We start from the raw sequence: 23774 nt of genomic DNA on the forward strand, positions 1-23774 counted from the left end.
GCCCGCCATGCTTTTTTCTTAAAAAAGGATTTTATCGTGATTAGACATTTTCTGATTGGCGTGGTTGCTGTTGGTGCTGGAACGTTCTACGGTCCTTCGGCCGAAGCTGCTGCGATTCGATGTGAAAGCTGTCAGGATGATGGGGATTTTCGCGCAGAAGCCGTAAATCGCGGCACGGGTACGCACATTGTGTACAGCGTGAGTGGAAACAAGATCCAGCAGTGGTACGTGGGATCTGGTGGCGGCGGTGGTGGAGTTCCGCTCCGCACGACAACTGCGGCGAATCCGGTCGTTCGTAAGCAGACGCCGCCGCCGGGTGCTTCCGAGGAAGTGAGACGTGCTCACGAACTTTATGTTAGCGGTGGTGGAACAATACGCCCTACTTACAATGTTCCGGTCAGCATGCTTGGACTTAACCCCGATGCTGCTAGCAAGACCGCATACGAATTCGTTCGGGACGCTAATTTGAGGGCGATGATCGAATCGGCGACCGGTAATGTAAATGTTATATCTTCAGTCGTTGGCGCCAATGTCCTTACGGCAATGACTGACTTGTTGCAGTTGGCATCCAACTACACCGGGCTGCGTGATCAGGCACGGATAATGTACAAGGTGGTTTTCAAGGATGGGTCTTATGTGACAATCATTGTCAATCTTGAAAATCAGAATGGAAATACGGAGCCCGGTAGTGCGCGTACCGGCGCTGGGCAGCTTATTCCCAGTGATATCCAGGAGGTTCAGGGGGATTGGACGGATTATGGTGGTGAAAATTTGAACCGCATGGCCGAGCACATGCAAAGTTTAGGCGCCACAATCAAAGTCGTCGGCTCCCAAGGTGGCTCGGTTCGCGCCATCAGTTGCAGCGGATCCGGCGTGCAGCAAGTTTGCCTCGTTCAGTATAGAACGCAGTAAGTCTTGTCCCCTGTTAAAAAAGACGGGCCTTGTGGCCCGTTTTTTTTGCGTTTATTTTCCGCGGAGGTCAAATTTTTCGTGCATAGGATGATGATTCCTACGCCGAGGTCAGTCCCATCAGGTTCTCGGCATGCTCGCGCCAGCTCGGCAGCTTGTTGAGCATGCCGGTCTTGGAGAGGTACTCCTCGTCGACCTCCGAGCCGCTGGCCAGCGCCATCGCCACGTGCACCGCGCCGGTGACCCAGAAGCTGCGGGTGCTGGAACGCTGCGGCTGGCGATGGAAGGCCACCGCCTCGATGATCGGCATCGGCAGGCCCCACAGGCCCAGCAGGTAGGCACCGGCTTCGGCGTGGCCCGGCCGGGTGTCGTTGGCATCGGTGGGCGGCTCGCGCTCGTCGCGCACGCCCGGCAGCAGCAGGCCGATGTCGGCCAGCAGCGCCGCGGTCGAACCGAGTTCGACGCTGGAAGCCGGCAGCATCTTCGCGGCCAGCTTGGACGCCAGTAGCGAGCGCTGCTGCAGCGCGTTGCGCTCGGTGTTGGACAGCGCCTGCACCGAGAACACTTCGCTGGCCAGGACCAGGTCGCGCAGGGTGGCGGTGCCCAGCCGGGTCACGGCGGTGCGCAGGTCGGAAATGGTGCGGCCGTTGGAGAAGAACGCCGAATTGCACAGCTGCAGCACCTTGGCCGCGATCGCCGGGTCGGCCGAGACCAGCTTGGCCAGGTCGGCGGCGTTGCTGCCTTCGTCCTGCTCCAGCGCGTGCATCAGGCTCAGGTACAGATGCGGCGGCGAGGGCAGCTTCTCGATGCGGCCGATGCTGGAACGCAGGCGCGGGTTGCCCAGCAGTTCCTGCAGTTCCTCCAGGCTGGTGACCGCCTCCAGCAGCATTTCGGGGGACAGCGGCAGCGGCAGGAACCGGTGGGCCACGCCGATGATCCGCGCCGGCGGCGCGCGATTGCTCTGTTCGGCCTCGATCAGCGCGATGCGGATGGTTTCCGGGCTCAGCGTGCGGATCTGGCCGAGCAGGGTGGCGGTGGTCAGGTCCGGCAGCGTCGGCGCGGCGATCACCGCATCCAGGCGCACCGTGGCCGCCGCGGCGATCGCGGCATTGCCGTCGGCAACGCTCTGGACCTGCCAGTCGTCGCCAAGATCGCGAATGTATTCAGTGACTTCGGACGGAAGGCTGGCTTCGTCGCCGACGAACAGGATGCGCAAGAGACTGTCCCCCAAGAAGAGCCGGATCGCGGACGGACCGGGCTCGGTGATGCCATGGCGCAATGTACCGCAAACCCCGAAGGGCGGCGCCCCGGCAACGGCAAAACGTGAAACGGATCAGCCACGGCGGGGCGGCAGCGCCCCGCCGTGGCGGCGGCTCAGGCGCCGGCTTCGAAGCGGGTCACGGACTCGCGCAGGATGCGCTTGGCTTCCTCGGCGTTGCCCCAGCCGTCGAGCTTGACCCACTTGCCCTTCTCCAGGTCCTTGTAGTGCTCGAAGAAGTGGCCGATGCGCTCCATCCAGTGGCCGGACACCTGGGTGATGTCCTCGATGTGCGCATAGCCCTGGAACACCTTGGCCACCGGCACCGCCAGGATCTTCTCGTCGCTACCGGCCTCGTCGCTCATCTTCAGCACGCCGACCGGGCGGCAGCGCACCACGCAGCCGGGCACCAGCGGCAGCGGCAGCACCACCAGCACGTCGGCCGGGTCGCCGTCGCCGCACAGGGTATTGGGCACGTAGCCGTAGTTGCACGGGTAGCGCATCGGGGTGGAGAGGATGCGGTCGACGAAGATGGCGCCGCTGGCCTTGTCCACTTCGTACTTGACCGGCTCGGAATCCTTCGGGATTTCGATGACGACGTTGATTTCTTCCGGCAGGTTCTTGCCGGAGGTGACCAGTTCCAGACCCATGCGCTAGCTCCAGTGGAGTGGCTTCTAAAGAGGCAGGCATTCTAGTCGGTTGGCTGTTGCAATGCAGCGCACGGCGGTTCGGAGGATTCCTACAGCGGTTTCAGACTCCATACCGGCCCGCATGGGGCGCATTCCGATGGTGCCGGAATCGGGCGGCGGCGACCCTGTGGCCACTGTCCCCACCCAAGGAGCAAGACGATGAACGGAATCCGGCAATCGATGCTGCCGCTGCTGGCGGTGCTGGTCCTGGCCTGCGGCGGTGCGCAGGCGCAGCAGGCGCAACCGGCCTACGTGGATGCGATGGACTATCCCGCCCCGGGCGAGGGCTGGGAGGCGTTCGCCGACCTGGAGCAACGGTTGGCGCACGACTTCGACCAGCTCTGCGGCGACACCTTCTGCGAAGGCGACTACAGCGACTACCGGCCGCTGCGCTATCGCTGCTCGGTGCGCCAGCGCGACGGGGTGATCGGGGAGTGCATCTGGAGCTTCGGCGCCAGCGAGGCCAGTATCGATGCGGACACCGGCCGGGTCGTGGTCGATGCGCGGCTGTGGCACTGCCGGACCCCGCTGCAGCCGCAGACCCGGCTGCACGCGCTGTATGCGACGCTGTCGGGCGAGCGGCCGCTGTTCGCGCCGCTGCCGCACAGCGAGCACAGCATCAACGACGGTCTGATCGACTGCCTGTAGCGGCAAAGAACGCGCAGCAGGCACCGGCATGTCGCCGATGCCCGCTGCGCGTGTGGCTACAGCAGCGGCACCAGCAGCAACGCCACGATGTTGATGATCTTGATCAGCGGATTGATCGCCGGGCCGGCGGTGTCCTTGTACGGGTCGCCGACGGTGTCGCCGGTGACCGCGGCCTTGTGCGCCTCGCTGCCCTTGCCGCCGAAATGGCCGTCCTCGATGTACTTCTTGGCGTTGTCCCAGGCGCCGCCGCCGGTGGTCATGGAGATGGCCACGAACAGCCCGGTGACGATGGTGCCGATCAGCAGGCCGCCGAGCGCGCGCGGGCCCAGCAACAGGCCGACCACGATCGGCACCGCCACCGGCAGCAACGAGGGCACGATCATTTCGCGGATCGCCGAGCGGGTCAGCATGTCCACCGCGCGGTCGTATTGCGGCTTGCCGGTGCCCTGCATGATGCCGGCGATCTCGCGGAACTGCCGCCGCACTTCCTCCACCACCGCACCGGCGGCGCGGCCCACCGCTTCCATCGCCATCGCGCCGAACAGGTAGGGGATCAGGCCGCCGATCAGCAGGCCGATGATCACCGTGTGGTCCGATAGGTCGAAGGCGAAGGTTTCGGTGGGGTGCGCGGCGCGCAGGTTGTGGGTGTAGTCGGCGAACAGCACCAGCGCCGCCAGCGCCGCCGAGCCGATCGCATAACCCTTGGTCACGGCCTTGGTGGTGTTGCCGACCGCGTCCAGCGGGTCGGTGACCGCACGCACCTCCGGCGGCAGTTCCGCCATTTCGGCGATGCCGCCGGCGTTGTCGGTGATCGGGCCGTACGCGTCCAGCGCCACGATCATGCCGGCCATCGACAGCATCGCGGTGGCGGCGATGGCGATGCCGTACAGGCCCGACAGCGCGAACGCGCCCCAGATCGCGGCGCACACCGCGATCACCGGCAGCGCAGTGGACTTCATCGAGATGCCGAGCCCGGCGATGATGTTGGTGCCATGGCCGGTGGTCGAGGCCTGCGCCACGTGCTGCACCGGCTTGTACTGGGTGCCGGTGTAGTACTCGGTGATCCACACGATCAGCCCGGTCAGCGCCAGGCCGATCAGCGCGCAGCCGTAGAGCTTGCCGGCACCGGCGGCGGTGTCGCCCATCAGTTGCTGGGTCACCGGCCAGAACGCCAGCGCCGCCAGCACCGCCGAGACCACCACGCCCTTGTACAGCGCGCCCATGATCGAGCCGCCCGGACGCACGCGCACGAAGAAGGTGCCGACGATCGAGGCGACGATCGACACCCCGCCCAGCACCAGCGGATACAGCACCGCGTTGCGCCCGGCCTCGGCGGCCATCAGCCCGCCCAGCAGCATCGTCGCGATCACCGTGACCGCGTAGGTCTCGAACAGGTCGGCGGCCATGCCGGCGCAGTCGCCGACGTTGTCGCCGACGTTGTCGGCGATCACCGCCGGGTTGCGCGGATCGTCCTCGGGGATGCCGGCCTCGACCTTGCCGACCAGGTCCGCGCCGACGTCGGCGCCCTTGGTGAAGATGCCGCCGCCCAGGCGCGCGAAGATCGAGATCAGCGAACTGCCGAAGGCCAGGCCGACCAGCGCATGCAGGCTGTCGCCCACGCTGTGTCCCAGCCACTGCAGCAGGCCGTAGTAGCCGGCCACGCCGATCAGGCCCAGCCCGACCACCAGCATCCCGGTGATCGCGCCGCCGCGGAACGCGACCGCCATCGCCGGCGCCAGGCCGCGCCGCGCCGCTTCGGCGGTACGCACGTTGGCGCGCACCGACAGGTTCATGCCGATGTAGCCGGCGCCCCCGGACAGCACCGCGCCGATCGCGAAGCCGCCGGCGGTGTACCAGCTCAGGAACACCCCGACCAGCACCAGCAGGACCGCGCCGGCGATGGCGATGGTCAGGTACTGTCGGTTGAGGTAGGCGCGGGCGCCTTCCTGGATCGCATCGGCGATCTGCCGCATGCGTTCGTTGCCGGCGGGCTGCGCCAGGATCCAGCGCGTGGAGACGATGCCGTAGAGCACCGCCAGAGCCGCGCACGCCAGTGCCACGGTGACCGCATATCGTTCCAGCATGACCCCTCCCAAGGATGTGGATGGCGCCCAAGCGCTGGACATACCGGGGGATCACACCGTAGGAGCTGAAGCATGCAACGACTCCGCGGCCACAACGCGCGCCGCTGGTGCGTATCGCAATGTCATCTGGCCTGAACGTGGGCGAGTATGCGCCTGCCTCCGTGATGCCGCCAGCGACCAGGCAGGGCGTCTCACTTTTGGCATACGGTTCAGTCTGTGCGTGGCAGCGTGGCGCATCGCTTCCCAGGAGCCCTCCGATGCAATCGACGATTTCCCCAAGGCTGCGCGCACGCGCCTCGATCCTGGCCCTCGGCCTGTGTGCGCTGGCGCCGCTGGCCGCTGCGGCCGCCGACCCGACCCCGGAACTGCAGCGCCCGGCCAGCGCGCCGCAGGCGGTGGGCGTGGTGCATACCATCCGCCAGATCCCCGAGGCCTGCGTGCGCTTCGAGGGCGAGTACACCGGCGATGCGGCGCAGCCCTACCGCTTCTCCGCGGTGCGCAGCAGCCCGACCTGCCAGCCGCGCGCCAGGCTGGTCGAGTTCGACCAGGCCAAGCCCAGCGAGGCCACCGGCTGGAAGTTCAACGATCTGATCCGCGTGCCCAGCGCCGCCTGTCCGTCGCAGCAGGCGGTGGTGCGGGTGTGGCGCAAGCCGGTGGCGCTGAACACCGAGCGCGATGGCCAGGGCCAGTCGCGGATCTATCTGGAAGAGGCCAAGCAGCAGGCGGCCGCCGGCAAGGTCCCGCAGGTGCCGCAGTTCACCGCGCAGATGACGGTGGAAGGCAAGGCCTGCCGCTGAGCGGGAGGATTGTCGAGCCGCCTCGGCCGTCACGCCTGCATCGCGCAGGCAGGGCGGCTGCGATCGGCGGTACGTATGCGCGACGGTGATGTGGCTGTCGTCAGGCCGCACAGGCACGGCGCATGCGATCCCTGGATGCCTGCGTAAAGCAGGATCCAGGACAGGCTTGGCGGCTTTGCGCTTTGCGTTGCTGTCGCATTTCTTGACCGTCGCCGATCCGTCGCATGCGGCGCGCGCGGAGCCTCAGGTCGGCACGGTGCCGGTATGCCGTCGCTGCCATTCGTCGGCGACGTCGCCCATGGTCTTGGCAACGCCATTCCTGATCCAGGCCATGAACGCGCGGTCGAACGCGAAGCCGTCGCCGCACATGGTCACGAGGAAGCGGCGCACGTTCTGCGTGTTGCGATAGTGCTCGTCCACCGGCGTCGCACGGGTGATGGGGTCGCTGTGCCAATCGAAGCGCACGTGGCCGGACGCGCTGCTTGGGTCTTCGTGCGTGTCGCGCATCCTGGTGGCCTCGTCTTCTCTGAAGCTGCAGGCAATCCGACATCCGTGGTGGATGCGCCAGGACCCCTGCAGCGTCCTGTCGCGTCCCTCGATCGTCCGGCGCAGCGCCTGCAGAGGCTGGCGCCAACGGCGACATCCCGCGCGCGACGGCATGCGCCGATGACGTCATGCCGATCGTGCGCCCGCGCTGTCAGCCCTCCCAGGCCGGCAGCTTCTTCTTCACCGCCACGTTCTTCAGCGCTACGTACTTGGGCAGGCCGTCCGTGCCGTAGGGCAGCGGCGCCTCGCCGCGGATCAGCGGCTGCAGATAGCGGCGCGCCTTCTCGGTGATGCCGAAGCCGTCCTTGCGCAGGAAACCGGCTGGCATCTTCTTCTCGTGGTTGGCGACCTTGTGCAGTGGTGCCGCCTCGATCTTCCAGCGGTACGGCGCGTCGCTGCTGCGCACGATCGCTGGCATCACCGCGTTCATGCCCTTCAGCGCGAACTGCACCGCGGCCTTGCCGACCGCCTGCGCCTGTTCCCAATCGGTGCGCGAGGCGAGGTGGCGGGCCGAACGCTGCAGGTAGTCGGGCAGGGTCCAGTGCACCTTGTAGCCGAGTTCGGCCTTGACCTTGCCGGCCAGGTAGGACGCCACGCCGCCGAGCTGGCTGTGTCCGAACGCATCGGTGCCGCCGCCGGCATCGGCGACGAAGCGGCCGTCGGCGGTCTGGATGCCTTCGCTGGCCACCACCACGCACCAGCCGACCTTGTCCACCACCTTGCGCACCTGCGCCAGGAAGGCGGCCTCGTCGTAGGCGCGTTCGGGGAACAGGATGATCTGCGGCGCGTCGTCCGGCGATTGCGCGGCCAGGCCGGCGGCGGCGGCCAGCCAGCCGGCATGGCGGCCCATGGCCTCGTAGACAAATACCTTGGTCGAGGTTTCGGCCATCGCCGCCACGTCCAGCGCCGCCTCTCGCACCGACACCGCGGTGTACTTGGCCGCCGAGCCGAAGCCCGGGCAGGTGTCGGTGACCGCCAGGTCGTTGTCGATGGTCTTGGGCACGCCGATGCAGTGCAGCGGGTAGCCGAACGCCTGCGCCAGCTGCGAGACCTTCCACGCGGTGTCGGCCGAATCGTTGCCGCCGTTGTAGAGGAAGTAGCGCACGTCGTGCGCCTGCAGTACCTGCAGCAGGCGCTCGTACTTGGCGCGGTCGGCCTCCAGCGACTTGAGCTTGTAGCGGCACGAGCCGAACGCGCCGCCGGGTGTATGGGCCAGCGCGGCGATCGCCGCCGCCGACTCCTTGGAGGTGTCGATCAGGTCCTCGCGCAGCGCGCCGAGGATGCCGTTGCGCGCGGCCAGCACCTTGACCTTGCGCGCCCGCGCTTCGCCGATGACGGCGGCGGCGCTGGCGTTGATGACGGCGGTGACGCCGCCGGACTGGGCGTACAGCAGGGTGCCTTGGGCCATGGTCGGGGTTCGCTCCTGGGGTGGGGACATTGCCGGGACATTGCCTGGATGCGGTAAGCTGGGGCTCTAGCGGTGCAGCGCAGGCGTGGCCCCCGAGTCTAACGCCGCCGGCCGCGCACGGTACTTTCCTCGAGGAGTCAGGTTGATGCGATTGGTTCTGTTGGGACCGCCCGGATCGGGCAAGGGCACGCAGGCGGCCCGCCTGAAGGACAAGCTGCAGATCCCGCACATCTCCACCGGCGATCTGCTGCGCGCCGAAGTCGCCGCCGGCACCCCGCTGGGCGTGCAGGCCAAGGAAGTGATGGCGCGCGGCGACCTGGTCTCCGACGACATCCTGCTCGGCATGCTCGAATCGCGCCTCGGCCGCGACGACGTGCGCAACGGCTTCATCCTCGACGGCTACCCGCGCAATCTGGCCCAGGCCGGCGCGCTGGACGAACTGCTGGCCAAGCTCGGCCAGCCGCTGGACGCGGTGGTGCAGCTGGACGTGGCCAACGAACTGCTGGTCGAGCGCATCGCCGGCCGCGCCAAGGCCGAAGGCCGCGAGGACGACAATCCCGAGTCGGTGCGCAAGCGCCTGCAGGTCTACACCGATTCGACCGCGCCGGTGATCGGCTTCTACGACAAGCGCGGCACGCTGGCGCGAGTGGATGGCGTCGGCTCGCTGGACGAGGTGCTCGCCCGCATCCTGGCGGCGATCGGCCGCTGAGGCGGCACGGCACGCCGGCGCCCGCCGCGGGTGCCGGTCGTGCAGACGGCGCCGTACCGGTGGCGGTGCGCCTCCCGTCACGACGCGCCACGCCCGCCCGTACGAGCGGTTTCCGCCGCGACACGCATACCTGGTAAGGCACGTCGCGGCTGAAGCCGCTCCTGCGGCGGCAAAGCGACGTAAGGACATGTCCTGCTGCGCTGCGCACAGCGAGTGGCCACCGTGGGCGCGTATCCCGCCTGCCAATGGAGGGCCGGGATCGGGGAAAGAAGGTGCCAGCGAACGGGCTTGCTCAGAGCCCCACGACATGAGCTCCCTTGGGGATGGTCTCTTGGGGAGTAGAACCACAGGGTGTCGAGGCTGGCCCGTTCATTCTCGGCGTCGGCTCCCGACTTGCCTATCGGGGACTTTCCTCAGCGGATGTGGGGGATTCCCTACTTGACGGCGCCGCGCCACGATTGCCCCGGATCGGTCCCACGGCCTGCCTGCCACGGCCAACGGCCGCACCTGCGCAGGTTTGCGTGCGCCGGGGGATCGGCGACAATCCGGCCATGAGCAAGATCCATATTCTCGGCATCGCCGGTACGTTCATGGGCGGTGTCGCCGCGCTGGCGCGCGAACTCGGCCATGCGGTCGAGGGCAGCGACCAGGCGATCTACCCGCCGATGTCCACACAGCTGGAACACCTTGGCATCGCGCTGAAGCAGGGCTACCTGCCCGAGCACATCGCCGCGGACTGCGACCAGGTGATCGTCGGCAACGCGCTGTCGCGCGGCAACGCGGCGGTGGAGGCGGTGCTCGACGCCGGGCGCGCCTACACCTCGGGTGCGCAATGGCTGAGCGAGCAGGTGCTGCCGGGGCGCGACACCCTGGCCGTGGCCGGCACCCACGGCAAGACCACCACCACCAGCATCCTGACCTGGCTGCTGCAGGCCGCCGGGCGCGAGCCGGGCTTTCTGATCGGCGGGGTGGCCGAGGATTTCGGCGTGTCCGCGCGGCTGGGGTTGCCGGTCGCCCAACCCTCATCCGGCGCTGCGCGCCACCTTCTCCCGGAGGGAGAAGGACATCAGGGGCCGGCCCTGGCGGGCCGCCCGCTGTTTGTGGTCGAGGCCGACGAGTACGACACCGCGTTCTTCGACAAGCGCAGCAAGTTCGTGCACTACCGGCCGCTGGTGGCGATCCTCAACAACCTTGAATACGACCACGCCGACATCTTCCCCGACGTCGCCGCGATCCAGCGCCAGTTCCACCATCTGGTGCGGACCGTGCCGCGCCGCGGGCGGCTGATCGTCAACGGCGAGGACGCGCACCTGCGCGAGGTGCTGGCGATGGGCTGCTGGACCCCGGTGGAGCGCTTCGGCTTTGATCCCGGCTTCGACTGGAGCGCGCGTCTGATCGCCGCCGACGGCAGCCGCTTCGCGGTGCTGCACCAGGGCCGCGAACTGGGCGAGGTGGACTGGCCGCTGCTCGGCCGCCACAACGTGATGAACGCGCTGGCCGCGCTGGCCGCCGCCCATGCGGTGGGCGTGGCGCCGGCGCAGGTGATGCCGGCGCTGGCGCGCTTCCGCAGCGTCAAGCGGCGCCTGGAAGTGCTCGGCCAGGCGCAGGGCATCACCGTGTACGACGACTTCGCCCACCATCCCACCGCTATCCGCACCACGCTCGAAGGCCTGCGCGCCAAGGTCGGTGCCGCGCGCATCGTGGTGGCGATGGAGCCGCGCAGCAATTCGATGCGGCTGGGCGCGCATGCCCAGGCGCTGGCGCCGTCGCTGGAGGCCGCCGACGCGGTGGTGTTCCTGCAGCGGCCGGAGCTGGCCTGGGATGCGGGCAAGGTGATCGCCGCGGTGCGCGGCGAGGCCTGCGCGGCGCCCGACGTGGACGCCCTGCTGGCCGCGCTGCAGGCACAGGCGCGCGCGGGCGACCATGTGGTGTTCATGTCCAATGGCGGCTTCGACGGCGCGCCACGCCGCTTCCTGGCCGCGCTGCAATGAACGTCGTCGGGCACGGCGGAGCCGGCGCGTGAGCGCGCAGCGGAGCACGCTGCCGCTGTTCCCGCTGCACGCGGTGTTGCTGCCCGGCGCCTCGATCAAGCTGCGGGTGTTCGAGCGCCGCTATCTGGACCTGGTCCGCGAATGTGGGCGCACTGACAGCGGCTTCGGCGTCTGCCTGATCCTGGACGGCAGCGAGACCGGCGCCCCGGCGGTGCCGGCGGCGTTCGGCACCGAGGCGCGCATCGTCGATTTCGATGTCGGCGCCGATGGCTTGCTGGTGCTGAGCTTGCGTGGCGCGCGGCGCTTCCATGTGCTGCGCAGCCGGGTCCGCGACAACGGCCTGGTGGTCGGCGACGTGGAATGGCGCGAGGCCGATGGCGACGACGAACTGCGTCCGCAGCACGCGCTGTTGGCGACCGTGCTCGACAGCATCCTCGACCAGGCCGCCGCGGTGTATCCGCTGGCCGGCCCGCGCCAGCTCGACCAGGCCGCCTGGGTCGGCTGGCGCATGGCCGAACTGCTGCCGCTGGACGAGCGCCAGCGCCTGTCGCTGCTGCAGGAAGACGACCCGCACGCGCGGCTGGATCAGTTGCTGGCCTGGATTCCCTGAGCGAGGCAGGCAAGGGCGGTGTCGCCGTCCTGGCCTGACGTGGAGCGCGGCGGCCAATATCCGTGCGGCGCTGCGCCATCATCAGCCACGATCGCCGCGCGCGGTTCTCGAATGGTTCACGCCACAGGCGGCCCACGTGCGCGCCGCAGCCGGCATTCAGCGCGCCGCTAGCAGGCGCGGGCCACGCTTGGCAGCGATCGGCGGCCGCGCCCGGCCGCCGGCAACGGCATCCCGCCCTGGCGGCCTGACGTCCTATCCACGCACGATCGAGGACTTCGTATGAAGCGTTCCTTCCTGCTGTTGTTGCTGTCCGCCGGCGGCGGTCTGAGCCTGCCCGCCATCGCCGCCGAGACGTCCCCCGCGCCCGCGCCCGCTGCCGCAGCGGGCCAGGCCGACTGCCCGCGCGGTTCCATCGCCCTGGTCACCGGCAATGCCGATCAGGTGTCGCCCAAGACCTGCCTGGCGCCGTCGATGAAGCCGTTCGCGCTGCAGCGTGGCCAACTCTTCGCCATCACCCTGTCCGAGAACGGTTCGACCGGCAGCGCCTGGGCCTTGCGCAGCTTGCCCGCGCCGCTGGCGCTGCTCGACATCGAGCATGCACCCGGCACGGCCTGCGCCACCGGTCGCATGGGTTGCCCCAGCACTGTCACCTACACCTTCAAGGCCACCGATCACGGCAGCGGCGCGATCGAGCTCGTCTACTCGCGGCATTGGGAGGACCGTGCCACCGACTCGCGTTCGATCCGGGTCGAGGTGAAGTAGCCGCCATCGCCCGCCGCCGGCGCCTGCAGGGCAGCGCCGTGCCGACCGGTTCAAGCCTGAGGCGTACCGCCGCCGCCGCTCAGGGCGACGGCGGCGCTTCGCCTTCGCTGCGCACCAGCAGCACCGGGATTTCGCTGCGGCGATGCATGTCCTTGCGCATGGGCAGCGCGTGCAGCGCCTCGGTCACCGCATTGAGCGCCGGATCGGCGCCGCGCAGCGGTCGCCACAGGCCGATCAGGTTGAAGTGGCGCTCGTAGCGCAGGCTCTGCGCGCTGCCCAGCCACAGCGGCACGTTGCCCGGCTGCAGGCGCGCCGGCGCCGGCCACAGGCGCAGCGCGTACAGCTCGTCCGGATTCGGACCGGGGCGCAGCATCAGCAGCGATTCCACCCGCGTGTCCAGCGTCGCCGGCAGCACCGGCACCTGCGCCGGCGTGGCCTTGTAGTCGAGCAACTGCAGCGCCTGCTGCCAGCCGGCCTGCGGCTGCACGCGCCAGCCGGCCGCTTCGAGCTGGCGCTGCAGCGGCGCCAGCGGCCCGGCCACCTGGATGTCCAGCGGCCAGCGCTGGTCGTCGTCGAACTCGTTGCGCCGCGACGGCAGGGTGCGCCAGTCGTGCTGCCACCAGGCCGCGTCCGCCAGTTGCGTGACCTGCGGCGGCGGCGGTTCGAACTTGGCCAGCTTGCGTTCCAGCTGGCGCGGCGCGTACCACAGCGCGGCGATCGCGAAGCCGCCGTAGAACAGCCAGGCCAGCGGCTTCATCCAGAAGCCGCGGTTGAAGCGGCGGCGGTAGGCGATGCCCAGCACCAGCAGCCAGAAGATGCCGAACAGCATGCCGCCGACCACGTCGCTGAGCCAGTGCGCGCCCAGGTACAGGCGGGCGAAGCCGATCAGGGTCACCACCGCGCCGGACAGCAGGTACGGCCACACCCGCGAGCGCCCGGGCAACTCGCGTGCGATCAGCACCGCGAAGAAGCCGAAGCTGATGGTGGCCATGGTCACCGCCACCGAGGGGAAGCCGAAACCGCTGCTGGCCGCTGGCGGCCGTACCACGTGCACGGTGGTGCCGAGCAGCTTGGTCAGGGCCAGGCCGAACGCCAGCGCCGCCAGCCAGTGCGCCGCGGCCATCCAGCGTCGGCGCCAGGCCAGGTAGAGCAGGCCCAGCGCGGTCGGCGGCAGCAGCACCTGCCAGTCGCCGAGCGAGGCCAGTGCGGTCATCGGATAGTCGGCCAGTGGGTTGCGCAGGGCCAGCATCAGGTCGTGCACGGCCAGGTCCAGGCGCAGCGGCTCGCCGTGCGCCACCACCACCATCAGCAGCGCGAACCAGCCCCAGCCCAGCGCCAGCAGCATCACCGCCAGCATCGCCAGCGGCACCGATTCGCGGCGCTGCGGGTCGAACACCGCGATCGAGTAGCGGCCCAGCACCGGGTGCCGGCGCGACCAGTCCAGGCCGCGCGCCAGCAGTGCGTCCATGTGCCCCGCCGACCAGCGGTAGCCGTACAGCACGATGGCCCACACCAGGCCCAGCGCCAGCGCCAGCAGGCCCAGCACCAGGAACAGGCGCCCGGCGACCGCGGCCACCGCGTCGTAGGCCTGGCCCAGCAGCCAGCCCGGTCCCAGAAACAGCAGCGACCAGGTCACCGCGGCCACGCTGCTGGGCAGCAGATAGCGCCGCAGCGGCATCTTCATCATGCCCGCCACTGCCGGCACGAACGGACGGATGGCGCCGACATAGCGCGCCACCAGGATGCTCTTGAAGGCATTGCGGCGGAACATCGCCTCGCCGCGGTCGAGCAACTGCGGATAGCGCTTGAACGGCCAGTAGTTGCGCAACTGATGGCCCCAGCGATAGCCGACCCAGTAGCTGAGCGCATCGCCGATCAGCGCCCCGAGCGCGGCGCTGACCACCGCGTACGGGCCGGAGATCTGGCCCAGGCCGATCAGCACGCCGATCGCGAACAGCAGCGGCAGCGCCGGCACCAGGGTGCCGAGGATGATGACCGCATCGCAGAACGCGATGGCGAAGATGACCGCGCCGGCCAGGATGGGGTGTGCTGCGATCCACTCCAGCGTGGCATCGGTCCATGAGGCATTCATCGGGCAAGTATAGAGGGAGCGCGATGACGGTCCGTTAGCGCCGGGGTGCCGTGTCGGGCGACCGGCCTTGCGCAACCGGGCCGCCCGGCAGACCTAGTCTGCCGTCGGGCGCGTCGCGGTCGCCGTCCCGTGCCGGGGATGGCAGCGCCGCCGCGCCGAAGCCGGTGCGTGACGCCGTCGCTTCGCAGGGCGGCGGCGTCACGCACGCGCGGCGTGCGGTGGCGCCTGGCACGACGCCCAGGTGACCAGCACCGGACCAGGTGCCTGCCTGGAGGTGGCGGGCGACCGCGCAGACCCGTCAAACCGCGTCGCACGCTCTACACTGGCCGGATGCCTGCCCCCGCTTCCCGCACCGTCCAGATCCTCAAGGCCGACAGCTTCGGCCGCATCCTGCTGCTGGGCGAGGGCGAGGCGCGCTTCGTCCGCCGCGACCTCACCGCCTCGCCGTGGTGGCTGCGGCTGCCCGCATGGTGGCTGGCGCGGCGCGAGGCGCTCGCCCTGCGGCAGCTGAACGGCATGGCGGCGACGCCGCAGCTGCGCGGCTGGGACGGCACCTTCCTGGATCGCAGTTATCTGGACGGCGCGGCGATGTACCAGCGGCCGCCGCGCGGCGACCTGGCCTATTTCCGCGCTGCGCGGCGCCTGCTGCAGCAGGTGCACCGGCGCGGGGTGGCGCACAACGACCTGGCCAAGGAGGCCAACTGGCTGGTGCTGGCCGACGGCAGCCCGGCGCTGATCGATTTCCAGCTGGCCGTGCGCGGCGCGCCGCGTTCGCGCTGGATGCGCCTGCTGGCGCGCGAAGACCTGCGCCATCTGCTCAAGCACAAGCGCATGTACTGCGCGCACGCGCTGACCCCGGTCGAACGGCGCCTGCTCAAGCGCCATTCCTGGGTGCGCGAACTGTGGTTCGCCAGCGGCAAGCCGGTGTACCGCTTCGTCACCCGGCGCCTGCTCAAGTGGGAAGACAACGAGGGACAGGGGCCGAAGCCCTGAAAGGCCGGGAGTGGGGAATGGAGAATGGGGAATGGAAAAAACGGAATCCGCGTGCGTCTGGTCTGACGGGTACGCAGCGATAAGGCGCTAAGCTTTTCCCATTCCCGGTTCCCCATTCTCCATTCCCACTCCAATGACCCTCAAAGGTAAAACACTCCTCATCACCGGCGCCTCGCGCGGCATCGGGCTGGCGATCGCGCTGCGGGCGGCGCGCGATGGCGCCAATGTGGCGATCGCGGCGAAGTCGGCGGTGCCCAATCCCAAGCTGCCTGGCACCATCCACACCGCCGCGGCGGCGGTGGAGGCGGCCGGTGGGCGCGCGCTGGCGCTGAAGTGCGACATTCGCGAGGAGGAGCAGGTGCGTGCGGCGGTGGCGGCGACGGTGGAGGCCTTCGGCGGCATCGACGTCCTGGTCAACAACGCCAGCGCGATCTGGCTGCGGGGCGCACTGGAGACGCCGATGAAGCGCTTCGACCTGATGCAGCAGGTCAATGCGCGCGGCAGTTTCCTGTGCGCCCAGGCCTGCCTGCCGCACCTGCTGCGCAGCGCCAACCCGCACATCCTGACCCTGGCGCCGCCGCCGTCGCTGGACCCGAAGTGGTGGGCGCCGCATACCGGCTACACGCTGGCGAAGATGGGCATGAGCTTCGTCACCCTCGGCCTGGCCGGCGAGTTCGGCCCGCAGGGCGTTGCCGTCAATGCGCTGTGGCCGCGCACGCTGATCGCCACCGAGGCGCTGAACATGATTCCCGGCGTCGACGCCGGCAACGGCCGCCGCCCGGAGATCATGGCCGACGCCGCGCACGCCGTGCTGACCCGGCCGGCGGCCGGTTTCTATGGCCAGTTCCTGATCGACGACGCGGTGCTGGCCGAGGCGGGCGTGCACGACCTGTCCGGCTACGCGCTGGATCCGTCGCAGCCGCTGCTGCCGGACCTGTTCCTGGACTGAGACGCGGCGCCCGCGTCGCCAGGTGTGCCGCGGCCGCGCGTTGCGGGCGTTGCAAGGCCATGATCGCAACCCGCCGGCTACGCGCGGCGACGCGTTGCACAAACGCTCTGTTCCATCCGATCGCGTTCGCTGCCGCGATGACCACGCGCGGCGCGGCTATGCTGCCGGGGTCTTGATGCCACCGCCGCCCATGCCCGCTCCAGTCGCCGTCGCCCTGCCGCGTCTTCCCGAGTCCCGCCACGCCATCCACGCCGATCTCAGCGACAACGAGCGGCACATGCTCGATCGCCTGCGCCTGGCCGGCACCGCCACCCGCGCCGATCTCAGCCGCAGCACCGGGCTGACCGTGCAGTCGGCGGTGCGCCTGGTCGACGCGCTGGCCGAGCGCGGCCTGGTCGCGATCGGTGCCTCGCTGGCGCACGCGGGCCGCGGCAAGCCGGGCGCGGGCATCGCGCTCAATCCCGGCTACGGCCATACCGTCGGCTACGCCATCGCCACCGATGCGCTGTCGCTGGCGCTGCTGGATTTCAGCGGGCAGATCCGCGGCACCGCCGAACATGCGCTGCGCTCGACCGAGCCGGCCGCGCTGCTGGCGCAACTGCGTGAGGCCGATGCGGCGCTGACCGCGGCGGCCGGCGCCGGGCTGGGTCCGCGCCTGGGCGCGGGGGTGGCGATGACCGGCTTCTTCGTCGAGGACGGCGTGCACATGAATCCGCCCGAGCCGCTGCGCGCGCTGGGCGAGCTGTCGATCGGCGACTGGCTGGCCGAGGCGCTGTGCCTGCCGGTGTGGGTGGACAACGACGGCACGGTGGCGGCGGCGGGCGAGAGCCTGCTCGGCATCGGCCGCCAGTACCGCGATTTCGCCTATCTGCACTTCAACTACGGCCTGGGCGGCGGCGTGGTGATCGACGGCACCTGCCTGCGCGGCGCGCACGGCAACGCCGGCGAGTTCGCCGGCATGCTGCCGCAGCAGGGGCTGGAGCGCGGCACGCTGGAACTGTTGCGGCAACTGCTGGCCGAAGACGGCATCGCGCTGCCCGACATCCGCGCGCTGCTGGCCGCCTACGATCCGGCGTGGCCGGCGATCGAGCGCTGGATCGCGCGGGTGGCGCCGGGCCTGTCGCTGATCGTCTCGGCGATCGTGGCGATCTTCGATCCGCAGGCGGTGGTGTTCGGCGGGCGCATGCCGCGCGAACTGGCCACGCGGCTGATTCCGCACGTGCGCATCGACAACCAGCCGCGCCGCGGCCAGGCGCGGCCGTTGCCGTGGCTGCTGCCTGCCGCGGCCACCGCCGATGCCAGCGCGGTGGGCGCGGCGGCGCTGCCGTTGAAGGCCTGCTATTTCCGCTGAACCGGTCCCGCCGCGGCGTCGCCATGCCTGCACGCCGCCGGCGCTACCCTATGCGCCCTTTCCGCGCGCCATTGCGGTACGGCACGCGTCCCATCCCCCACCCTCGGAGTTGTCACGATGAAATACCTGCACGCCATGATCCGCGTCCACGACCTGGAGAAGACCAGCACGTTCTTCACCGAAGGTCTGGGCCTGCACGAAACCCGCCGCATCGAGAACGAAGCCGGCAAGTTCACCCTGGTGTACTTCGGCGCGCCGGAGAACCCGGAAGCCGAGGTCGAACTGACCTACAACTGGGGCTCGGACGAGGACTACGGCAGCGCCCGCAACTTCGGCCACCTGGCCTTCGAGGTCGACGACATCTACGCCCTTTGCGCGCACCTGCAGTCGCTCGGCGTGACCATCAACCGTCCGCCGCGCGACGGGCGCATGGCCTTCGTGCGCAGCCCGGACCTGATCTCGATCGAGCTGCTGCAGAAGGGCGAGGCGCTGGCGCCGGCCGAGCCGTGGGCGTCGATGCCGAACACGGGCGTCTGGTAAGGGCTCAGGGCACCGTCTCGGGCAACGCCTGGCCGCAGCCCCGGCAATAGCCGGCGTTGCGGTCGTGGCCGTGCAGGCCGCAGTGCGCGCAGGTGCGTCGATCCGGCGCGCGGCTGCGGTCGGCATCGCGCAGGCTGTTGGCCAGTTCCGCAGTGTAGATGCCGGTGGGCACGGCAATGATGCTGTAGCCGATCAGGATCAGCACCGAGGTGATGGCGCGGCCCAGCGGGGTGAGCGGGGCGATGTCGCCGAAGCCGACCGTGGCCATCGTCACCACCGCCCAGTACATCGCGGTGGGGATGCTGGTGAAGCCGTTGGCCGGGCCTTCGACCACGTACATCAGCGCGCCGAAGATCACCACCAGGGTGATCACCGTGAACAGGAACACGAACACCTTGCGCCGGCTGCGCCACAACGCATCGACCAGCAGGCTGCTTTCCTCGACATAGCGGGTCAGCTTGAGGATGCGGAACAGCCGCAGCACCCGCAGCACGCGCACCACCAGCAGGGTCTGCGCACCGGGCAGCAGAAACGAGATGTAGGTGGGCAGGATCGACAACAGGTCGATCACGCCCCAGAAGCTCAGCGCATAGCGCAGCGGCCGCTGTACCGTGGCCAGGCGCAAGGCGTACTCGGCGGTGAACAGCACGGTGAAGCCCCACTCCAGCACGTACAGCGCGCCGGCGTAACGGCTGTGCAGCGCCGGCACGCTGTCGACCAGGATCACCGCGACGCTGGCCAGGATCGCCGCGACCAGCAACAGGTCGAAGTTGCGCGAAGGCGTGGTGTCGTGCCGATAGATGATGTCGAACCAGCGGCGCCGCCAGCCGTGCTCGGTCGCCGGGGCGAGCGGGGAATCGAGGAAAAATCGCATGCGCCCATGCTACCCGAGCCGCCTTGCGGTCGCGGGCGCGCGCGCCGCGGCAGGCGGCGTCCTGATCGGATGCGACGCGGCTGCTGGAGAGCCCCCTGTGGGAGGGGCTTCCGCCCCGACGCCGTCGCGCTGACGCGTCGGGACTGAAGTCCCTCCCGCATGTCGAGCAACGGCGTGGTGGGGTTGCTGCGGCACGCGCGCGGGCGGCGGCGGTGTGGCACAGCAGCCTGCCGCCCCGTCGGTCCAGGCGGCGGCCGGCAGTCCCCGGCCGAGCGCTGCCGGCGGTCTTATAATCGGCGCTTTCCCCGCAGGACTGCCTCGATGACCGCTTCTTCCGCCGCGGAGCTGATCGCCCTCGGCCAACGCTACGCGCTGCCGATCTACCGTCCGCGCCAACTGGTGCTGGAGCGCGGCCAGGGCGCACGGGTGTGGGACAGCGAGGGACGCGACTACATCGACCTGTCCGCCGGCATCGCCGTGTGCGGGCTCGGCCACAACGATCCGGACCTGCAGGCGGCGCTGCTCGAACAGGCCGGCAAGCTGTGGCACACCAGCAACGTGTTCTACAGCGAGCCGCCGCTGCGCCTGGTCGAGGAACTGGTGGTGGCCTCGCGCTTCGCGGAGAAGGCCTACCTGTGCAATTCCGGCGCCGAGGCCAACGAGGCGGCGATCAAGCTGGTGCGCAAGTGGGCCACCGCCCAGGGTCGTCCGCCGCAGCGGCGGGTGATCGTCACCTTCCGCGGCAGTTTCCACGGCCGCACCCTGGCCGCGGTGACCGCCACCGCGCAGCCCAAGTACCAGGAGGGCTACGAGCCGCTGCCCGGCGGTTTCCGCTACGTCGACTTCAACGACATCGTGCAACTGGAAACGGCGATGGCCGCTGGCGACGTGGCCGCGGTGATGCTGGAGCCGGTGCAGGGCGAGGGCGGGGTGATGCCGGCGGCGCCGGGCTTCCTGGCGCAGGTGCGGGCGCTGTGCGACCACCACGGCGCGCTGCTGGTGCTGGACGAGATCCAGTGCGGCATGGGCCGCACCGGCACCCTGTTCGCGCACTGGCAGGACCAGGTCACCCCCGACATCGTGACCCTGGCCAAGGCGCTGGGCGGCGGCTTCCCGATCGGCGCGCTGCTGGCCGGGCCGAAGGTCGCCGAGACCATGCAGTTCGGCGCGCACGGCACCACCTTCGGCGGCAACCCGCTGGCCGCGGCGGTGGCGCGGGTGGCGCTGCGCAAGCTGGCCTCGACGGCGATCGCCGCCAACGTGTCGCGGCAATCGGCGGCGCTGCGTGCCGGCCTGGCGGCGCTCAACGACGAGTTCGCGTTGTTCTCGCAGGTTCGCGGCCGCGGGCTGATGCTGGGTGCGGTGCTGGCGCCGGCGCATGCCGGACAGGCCGGCGCCATCCTCGACCACGCCGCCGCGCATGGTTTGCTGACCCTGCAGGCGGGCCCGGACGTGCTGCGCTTCGTGCCTGCGCTCAACCTCACCGATGCCGAACTGGGCGAAGGCCTGGCGCGCTTGCGCAGCGCGCTGCGCGCCTACCTCGCCGCGCGCTGAGTCGTCGACTCAGCCCAGGCCGTGCCGCGCCAGCGCGCGGCGCAGGGCGCGCGCGCCGCTGGCGGTTTCCGCGGCCATGCCGATCGCGCGGGCGCCGCGCACATTGACGAACAGGTCGTCGATGAACAGCGCCTGCCGCGGGGCGACATCGAAGTGCGCCAGCGCGTGCCGATACACCGTCGCGTCCGGCTTGCGCCCGCCCAGGCTGCCGCTGCACAGCACGTGCCCGTGCAGCAGCGGAAACAGCGCGGGCACGATCTGCGGCATCGCCTGCGCCATCAGCGCACCGTTGTTGGTCAGCACGCCGATGGCCACGCGCTCGGCCAGTGCCAGCACCTGCGCGACCGCACCGGCGTCGGCGCGGCTGGCCGCCACCCGCGCGGCGATCCACGCGTCCGCGTCCACGGCGGCACCCAGGCCCGCGCTCAATCGCTGCAGGTAGGCGGCGGTGTCGAGTTCGCCGCCGTCGTAGGCGGTCTCCAGTCCGGAACCGAACAGGACCTCGCGCACCTGTGCGGTCTCGCAGCGGCAGTGCGCGGCCAGCGCGGCGATGCGGTCGGCACGCGTGTAGCGCGCCAGCACGCCGTCGAAATCGAGCAGCAGCAGCGCCGGCCGCGCGCGGGTCATTGCGGACATGAGGAGGCCTGGGTGAGTGGCGGCTGGCGTGGCGCGGGAGCAGCGAAGCTCACGCCGCTCTGCGGGGGCGCCGCCGCGTGCCGCCGCGCGTGCCGATGATGCAATGCGCCATCGCTTGTCGTTGACAAGCCATCGCGGGCCGGCGGACAGTCGGGGCACGCCGCCACGCGCGCGACCTGCCGTGGCGCAGTGTTGTCTTTCTTGCCGAGGAACCCGCCTTGAACACCAAGCTTCCATCCCTGCTGCTCGTCCTTGCCGGCCTCGCGTTCGCGCCTGCCGCCTGGGCCAAGACCTGCGCGGTGACCATCACCGGCACCGACCAGATGTCCTACGACCAGACCCAGATCAAGGTCGCGGCCGATTGCACCGAGGTGGCGGTGACGCTCAAGCACAGCGGCAAGCTCGCCGCCGCGGTGATGGGCCACAACTGGGTGCTGACCAAGACCCCGGATTTCCAGGCGGTGGCCAATGCCGGCACCAGTTCCAGCCTGGCCGACAACTACCTGCCCAAGAACGATCCGCGGATCATCGCCCACACCAAGGTGATCGGCGCCGGGCAGTCGGACACGGTCAAGTTCTCCACCGCCAAGCTGAGCAAGGGTGGGGACTACACCTTCTTCTGCTCGTTCCCGGGACACTGGGCGGTGATGAAGGGCAAGTTCGTGTTCGGTTGATCCAGCGCAGCGGCGCGGCGCCGGCCATCGGCGCCGCGCGTTGTCGTCATGCCAGGGTCGTGGCACCGGCATCTCAGCCGGCGGCGACCACCGCGAACGCCTCGCGCGCCGCGGCCAGGGTGGCCTCCAGCACGTCCTGGTCGTGCGCACTGGAGACGAAGCCGGCCTCGTAGGCCGACGGCGCCAGGAACACACCGCGCTCCAGCATCGCGTGGAAGAAGCGGTTGAACGCGGCGGTGTCGCAGGCGGTGGCCTGCGCATAGGTCTCCACCTTGTCGGTGGTGAAGAACAGCCCGAACATCGCGCCGACCTGGTTGGTGGTGACCGCCACGCCGGCCGCCGCCGCGGCGGCTTCCAGGCCGGCGCATAGCTGCGCGGTGGCCGCGTCCAGGCGCTGGTGGAAGCCCGGCGCCTGGATCAGTTCCAGCATCGCCAGCCCGGCGGCCATCGCCACCGGATTGCCGCTGAGCGTGCCGGCCTGGTAGATCGGCCCGGATGGCGCCACCTGCCGCATCAGCTCGGCGCGCCCGCCATAGGCACCCACCGGCATGCCGCCACCGATGATCTTGCCGAAGGTGGTCAGGTCCGGCGTGACCCCGTAGTGCGCCTGCGCGCCGCCCAGGGCGACGCGGAACCCGGTCATCACCTCGTCGAAGATCAGCAGCGCGCCGTGCTGCGTGCACAGGTCGCGCAGGTGCTGCAGATAGCCGGGACGCGGCGGGATGCAGTTGGCGTTGCCGACCACGGGCTCGATGATGACCGCGGCGATCTCGTGGCCGATCTCCTCGAACAGCGCGGTGGCACCCTCGGCATCGTTGTAGGCCAGGGTGGCGGTAAGTTCACTCAGGCCGGCCGGCACGCCCGGCGAGGTCGGCACGCCCAGGGTCAGCATGCCGCTGCCGGCCTTGACCAGGAACGAATCGCCGTGGCCGTGGTAGCAGCCTTCGAACTTGACGATGCGGTTGCGCCCGGTGGCGCCGCGCGCCAGCCGCACCGCCGACAGCGTGGCTTCGGTGCCGGAGTTGACCATGCGCACCATCTCGCAGGACGGCACCAGCCGGGTGATGGTCTGCGCCATCGTCACCTCGGCCGGGCACGGCGCGCCGAACGACAGCCCGTCGCCGATCGCGCGCTGCACCGCTTCGCGCACCGCCGGATGATTGTGCCCGGCGATCATCGGCCCCCAGGAACCGACGTAGTCGATGTAGCGGTTGCCGTCGACGTCGTACAGGTACGGGCCATCGGCGCGCTGCACGAAGAACGGCTCGCCGCCCACCGACTTGAAGGCGCGCACCGGCGAATTGACGCCGCCGGGAATCAGCGACTGCGCTTGGGCGAACAGGGCGTGCGAGCGGGAATGGGTCATGAGCGGAAATCCTTGGCGATGCTGGCCGGGCCGACCGGCCGGGCGCGGAGCGAGGCCGTCTATTGTCGCGGCTGCCGCCGGTGTGCGCCATGTCGTCGATCCTGCCGCAGCCGGCGCCGCGCCGTGGATTTGCTTCAAGCCCCTCTCCCACCGGGAGAGGGGTTGGGGTGAGGGTCCGGCGCGGAGCGGCTCGCGGTATTTGGGTGCATGAGGCTGCGTCCGCACCCTCATCCGCCCCTGCGGGGCACCTTCCCCCGAAAAGCGGGCCATGGTCCCGACGCGCGCAGGCGGATCAACACCCCACTCCCGTAGGGGGTGGGGTCGGGGGGGGGCG

The 23774-nt window shown here is 69.8% G+C and carries 22 protein-coding genes; 13 read left to right on the plus strand and 9 right to left on the minus strand.

Features of this window, described 5'->3' with window-relative positions; translation table 11 throughout:
- Positions 1-36: 36 nt before the first annotated feature.
- Complete coding sequence (locus CEK69_RS21295; protein ID WP_223875541.1) at positions 37-912, plus strand: hypothetical protein; 876 nt, start codon at positions 37-39, stop codon at positions 910-912.
- 97 nt (positions 913-1009) lie between these two features.
- On the opposite strand, the gene CEK69_RS13395 is transcribed toward CEK69_RS21295, so the two are convergent.
- Positions 1010-2125: an HDOD domain-containing protein gene (locus CEK69_RS13395; RefSeq protein WP_148829581.1), complete on the minus strand. Its 1116-nt coding sequence runs from the start codon at positions 2123-2125 to the stop codon at positions 1010-1012.
- A 158-nt stretch (positions 2126-2283) separates the two neighbouring features.
- Positions 2284-2817 (minus strand): inorganic diphosphatase, encoded by a 534-nt coding sequence (gene ppa / locus CEK69_RS13400; RefSeq protein WP_017917485.1) that lies wholly within the window; start codon positions 2815-2817, stop codon positions 2284-2286.
- A gap of 198 nt (positions 2818-3015) precedes the next feature.
- Between ppa and CEK69_RS13405 the strand changes: the two genes are divergently transcribed.
- Positions 3016-3504 (plus strand): hypothetical protein, encoded by a 489-nt coding sequence (locus CEK69_RS13405; RefSeq protein WP_152246094.1) that lies wholly within the window; start codon positions 3016-3018, stop codon positions 3502-3504.
- Between the two features lie 56 nt (positions 3505-3560).
- Here CEK69_RS13405 and CEK69_RS13410 read toward each other — a convergent pair whose 3' ends face one another.
- Positions 3561-5588 (minus strand): sodium-translocating pyrophosphatase, encoded by a 2028-nt coding sequence (locus CEK69_RS13410; RefSeq protein ID WP_152246096.1) that lies wholly within the window; start codon positions 5586-5588, stop codon positions 3561-3563.
- 257 nt (positions 5589-5845) lie between these two features.
- Between CEK69_RS13410 and CEK69_RS13415 the strand changes: the two genes are divergently transcribed.
- Positions 5846-6385, plus strand: coding sequence for a hypothetical protein (locus CEK69_RS13415; RefSeq protein ID WP_148829579.1), 540 nt, complete (start codon positions 5846-5848; stop codon positions 6383-6385).
- Positions 6386-6628: 243 nt separating this feature from the next.
- Here the strand turns inward: CEK69_RS13415 and CEK69_RS13420 are convergent, their stop codons facing one another.
- Positions 6629-6892: a DUF6434 domain-containing protein gene (locus tag CEK69_RS13420; protein WP_152246118.1), complete on the minus strand. Its 264-nt coding sequence runs from the start codon at positions 6890-6892 to the stop codon at positions 6629-6631.
- Between the two features lie 190 nt (positions 6893-7082).
- A complete protein-coding gene (locus tag CEK69_RS13425) occupies positions 7083-8339 on the minus strand; it encodes a 6-phosphofructokinase (protein ID WP_152235838.1) in 1257 nt (418 codons plus the stop codon).
- Positions 8340-8484: 145 nt separating this feature from the next.
- Here CEK69_RS13425 and CEK69_RS13430 point away from each other — a divergent pair, with 145 nt between their 5' ends.
- The 4 genes from CEK69_RS13430 to CEK69_RS13445 all read left to right on the plus strand — a co-directional run bounded on the left by CEK69_RS13430 (position 8485) and on the right by CEK69_RS13445 (position 12411).
- Complete coding sequence (locus tag CEK69_RS13430) at positions 8485-9048, plus strand: adenylate kinase (RefSeq protein WP_010343370.1); 564 nt, start codon at positions 8485-8487, stop codon at positions 9046-9048.
- A 551-nt stretch (positions 9049-9599) separates the two neighbouring features.
- A complete protein-coding gene (mpl, locus tag CEK69_RS13435) occupies positions 9600-11039 on the plus strand; it encodes a UDP-N-acetylmuramate:L-alanyl-gamma-D-glutamyl-meso-diaminopimelate ligase (RefSeq protein ID WP_152246098.1) in 1440 nt (479 codons plus the stop codon).
- Between the two features lie 28 nt (positions 11040-11067).
- Positions 11068-11649 (plus strand): LON peptidase substrate-binding domain-containing protein, encoded by a 582-nt coding sequence (locus tag CEK69_RS13440; RefSeq protein WP_152246100.1) that lies wholly within the window; start codon positions 11068-11070, stop codon positions 11647-11649.
- 279 nt (positions 11650-11928) lie between these two features.
- Positions 11929-12411 carry a protease inhibitor I42 family protein gene (locus CEK69_RS13445; RefSeq protein WP_152246102.1) on the plus strand — a complete coding sequence of 161 codons (483 nt, stop codon included), beginning with the start codon at positions 11929-11931 and terminating at the stop codon, positions 12409-12411.
- Positions 12412-12490: 79 nt separating this feature from the next.
- On the opposite strand, the gene CEK69_RS13450 is transcribed toward CEK69_RS13445, so the two are convergent.
- Positions 12491-14503, minus strand: coding sequence for a bifunctional DedA family/phosphatase PAP2 family protein (locus CEK69_RS13450; RefSeq protein WP_148829812.1), 2013 nt, complete (start codon positions 14501-14503; stop codon positions 12491-12493).
- A gap of 330 nt (positions 14504-14833) precedes the next feature.
- On the opposite strand from CEK69_RS13450, the gene CEK69_RS13455 reads away from it, so the two are divergent.
- The 4 genes from CEK69_RS13455 (at position 14834) to CEK69_RS13470 (ending at position 18336) form a co-directional block, all read left to right on the plus strand.
- The gene (locus CEK69_RS13455) at positions 14834-15496 is read left to right on the plus strand and encodes a serine/threonine-protein kinase (protein WP_017913428.1); all 663 of its coding nucleotides are present in this window, start codon (positions 14834-14836) and stop codon (positions 15494-15496) included.
- 133 nt (positions 15497-15629) lie between these two features.
- Positions 15630-16445, plus strand: coding sequence for an NAD(P)-dependent oxidoreductase (locus tag CEK69_RS13460; RefSeq protein WP_152246104.1), 816 nt, complete (start codon positions 15630-15632; stop codon positions 16443-16445).
- A 190-nt stretch (positions 16446-16635) separates the two neighbouring features.
- Positions 16636-17796, plus strand: coding sequence for an ROK family transcriptional regulator (locus CEK69_RS13465; RefSeq protein WP_193313987.1), 1161 nt, complete (start codon positions 16636-16638; stop codon positions 17794-17796).
- A gap of 117 nt (positions 17797-17913) precedes the next feature.
- Positions 17914-18336 carry a VOC family protein gene (locus CEK69_RS13470; protein ID WP_017910492.1) on the plus strand — a complete coding sequence of 141 codons (423 nt, stop codon included), beginning with the start codon at positions 17914-17916 and terminating at the stop codon, positions 18334-18336.
- Positions 18337-18340: 4 nt separating this feature from the next.
- Here the strand turns inward: CEK69_RS13470 and CEK69_RS13475 are convergent, their stop codons facing one another.
- Complete coding sequence (locus CEK69_RS13475) at positions 18341-19210, minus strand: ion transporter (RefSeq protein WP_017913432.1); 870 nt, start codon at positions 19208-19210, stop codon at positions 18341-18343.
- 321 nt (positions 19211-19531) lie between these two features.
- Between CEK69_RS13475 and CEK69_RS13480 the strand changes: the two genes are divergently transcribed.
- Positions 19532-20764: an acetylornithine transaminase gene (locus tag CEK69_RS13480; RefSeq protein ID WP_152246106.1), complete on the plus strand. Its 1233-nt coding sequence runs from the start codon at positions 19532-19534 to the stop codon at positions 20762-20764.
- A gap of 9 nt (positions 20765-20773) precedes the next feature.
- Here CEK69_RS13480 and CEK69_RS13485 read toward each other — a convergent pair whose 3' ends face one another.
- On the minus strand, positions 20774-21391 hold the full coding sequence (locus CEK69_RS13485; RefSeq protein WP_152246122.1) for an HAD-IA family hydrolase: 618 nt from the start codon (positions 21389-21391) through the stop codon (positions 20774-20776).
- Between the two features lie 227 nt (positions 21392-21618).
- On the opposite strand from CEK69_RS13485, the gene azu reads away from it, so the two are divergent.
- Positions 21619-22074, plus strand: a complete 456-nt coding sequence (azu, locus tag CEK69_RS13490; RefSeq protein ID WP_152246108.1) for an azurin — start codon at positions 21619-21621, stop codon at positions 22072-22074.
- 73 nt (positions 22075-22147) lie between these two features.
- Here the strand turns inward: azu and hemL are convergent, their stop codons facing one another.
- Positions 22148-23440 (minus strand): glutamate-1-semialdehyde 2,1-aminomutase, encoded by a 1293-nt coding sequence (gene hemL, locus CEK69_RS13495; RefSeq protein WP_152246110.1) that lies wholly within the window; start codon positions 23438-23440, stop codon positions 22148-22150.
- Between the last annotated feature and the right edge of the window lie 334 nt (positions 23441-23774).

Source organism: Xanthomonas sp. LMG 12462, from assembly GCF_009192885.1.
Classification (GTDB): Bacteria; Pseudomonadota; Gammaproteobacteria; order Xanthomonadales; family Xanthomonadaceae; genus Xanthomonas_A; species Xanthomonas_A sontii.

Bases quoted from the DNA above. Each gene is read 5' to 3' on its own strand.
- ppa (WP_017917485.1), bottom strand. From the start codon at position 2,817: ATGGGTCTGGAACTGGTCACCTCCGGCAAGAACCTGCCGGAAGAAATC.
- CEK69_RS13405 (WP_152246094.1), top strand. From the start codon at position 3,016: ATGAACGGAATCCGGCAATCGATGCTGCCGCTGCTGGCGGTGCTGGTC.
- CEK69_RS13410 (WP_152246096.1), bottom strand. From the start codon at position 5,588: ATGCTGGAACGATATGCGGTCACCGTGGCACTGGCGTGCGCGGCTCTG.
- CEK69_RS13415 (WP_148829579.1), top strand. From the start codon at position 5,846: ATGCAATCGACGATTTCCCCAAGGCTGCGCGCACGCGCCTCGATCCTG.
- CEK69_RS13420 (WP_152246118.1), bottom strand. From the start codon at position 6,892: ATGCGCGACACGCACGAAGACCCAAGCAGCGCGTCCGGCCACGTGCGC.
- CEK69_RS13425 (WP_152235838.1), bottom strand. From the start codon at position 8,339: ATGGCCCAAGGCACCCTGCTGTACGCCCAGTCCGGCGGCGTCACCGCC.
- CEK69_RS13430 (WP_010343370.1), top strand. From the start codon at position 8,485: ATGCGATTGGTTCTGTTGGGACCGCCCGGATCGGGCAAGGGCACGCAG.
- mpl (WP_152246098.1), top strand. From the start codon at position 9,600: ATGAGCAAGATCCATATTCTCGGCATCGCCGGTACGTTCATGGGCGGT.
- CEK69_RS13445 (WP_152246102.1), top strand. From the start codon at position 11,929: ATGAAGCGTTCCTTCCTGCTGTTGTTGCTGTCCGCCGGCGGCGGTCTG.
- CEK69_RS13450 (WP_148829812.1), bottom strand. From the start codon at position 14,503: ATGAATGCCTCATGGACCGATGCCACGCTGGAGTGGATCGCAGCACAC.
- CEK69_RS13455 (WP_017913428.1), top strand. From the start codon at position 14,834: ATGCCTGCCCCCGCTTCCCGCACCGTCCAGATCCTCAAGGCCGACAGC.
- CEK69_RS13460 (WP_152246104.1), top strand. From the start codon at position 15,630: ATGACCCTCAAAGGTAAAACACTCCTCATCACCGGCGCCTCGCGCGGC.
- CEK69_RS13465 (WP_193313987.1), top strand. From the start codon at position 16,636: ATGCCCGCTCCAGTCGCCGTCGCCCTGCCGCGTCTTCCCGAGTCCCGC.
- CEK69_RS13470 (WP_017910492.1), top strand. From the start codon at position 17,914: ATGAAATACCTGCACGCCATGATCCGCGTCCACGACCTGGAGAAGACC.
- CEK69_RS13475 (WP_017913432.1), bottom strand. From the start codon at position 19,210: ATGCGATTTTTCCTCGATTCCCCGCTCGCCCCGGCGACCGAGCACGGC.
- CEK69_RS13480 (WP_152246106.1), top strand. From the start codon at position 19,532: ATGACCGCTTCTTCCGCCGCGGAGCTGATCGCCCTCGGCCAACGCTAC.
- CEK69_RS13485 (WP_152246122.1), bottom strand. From the start codon at position 21,391: ATGACCCGCGCGCGGCCGGCGCTGCTGCTGCTCGATTTCGACGGCGTG.
- hemL (WP_152246110.1), bottom strand. From the start codon at position 23,440: ATGACCCATTCCCGCTCGCACGCCCTGTTCGCCCAAGCGCAGTCGCTG.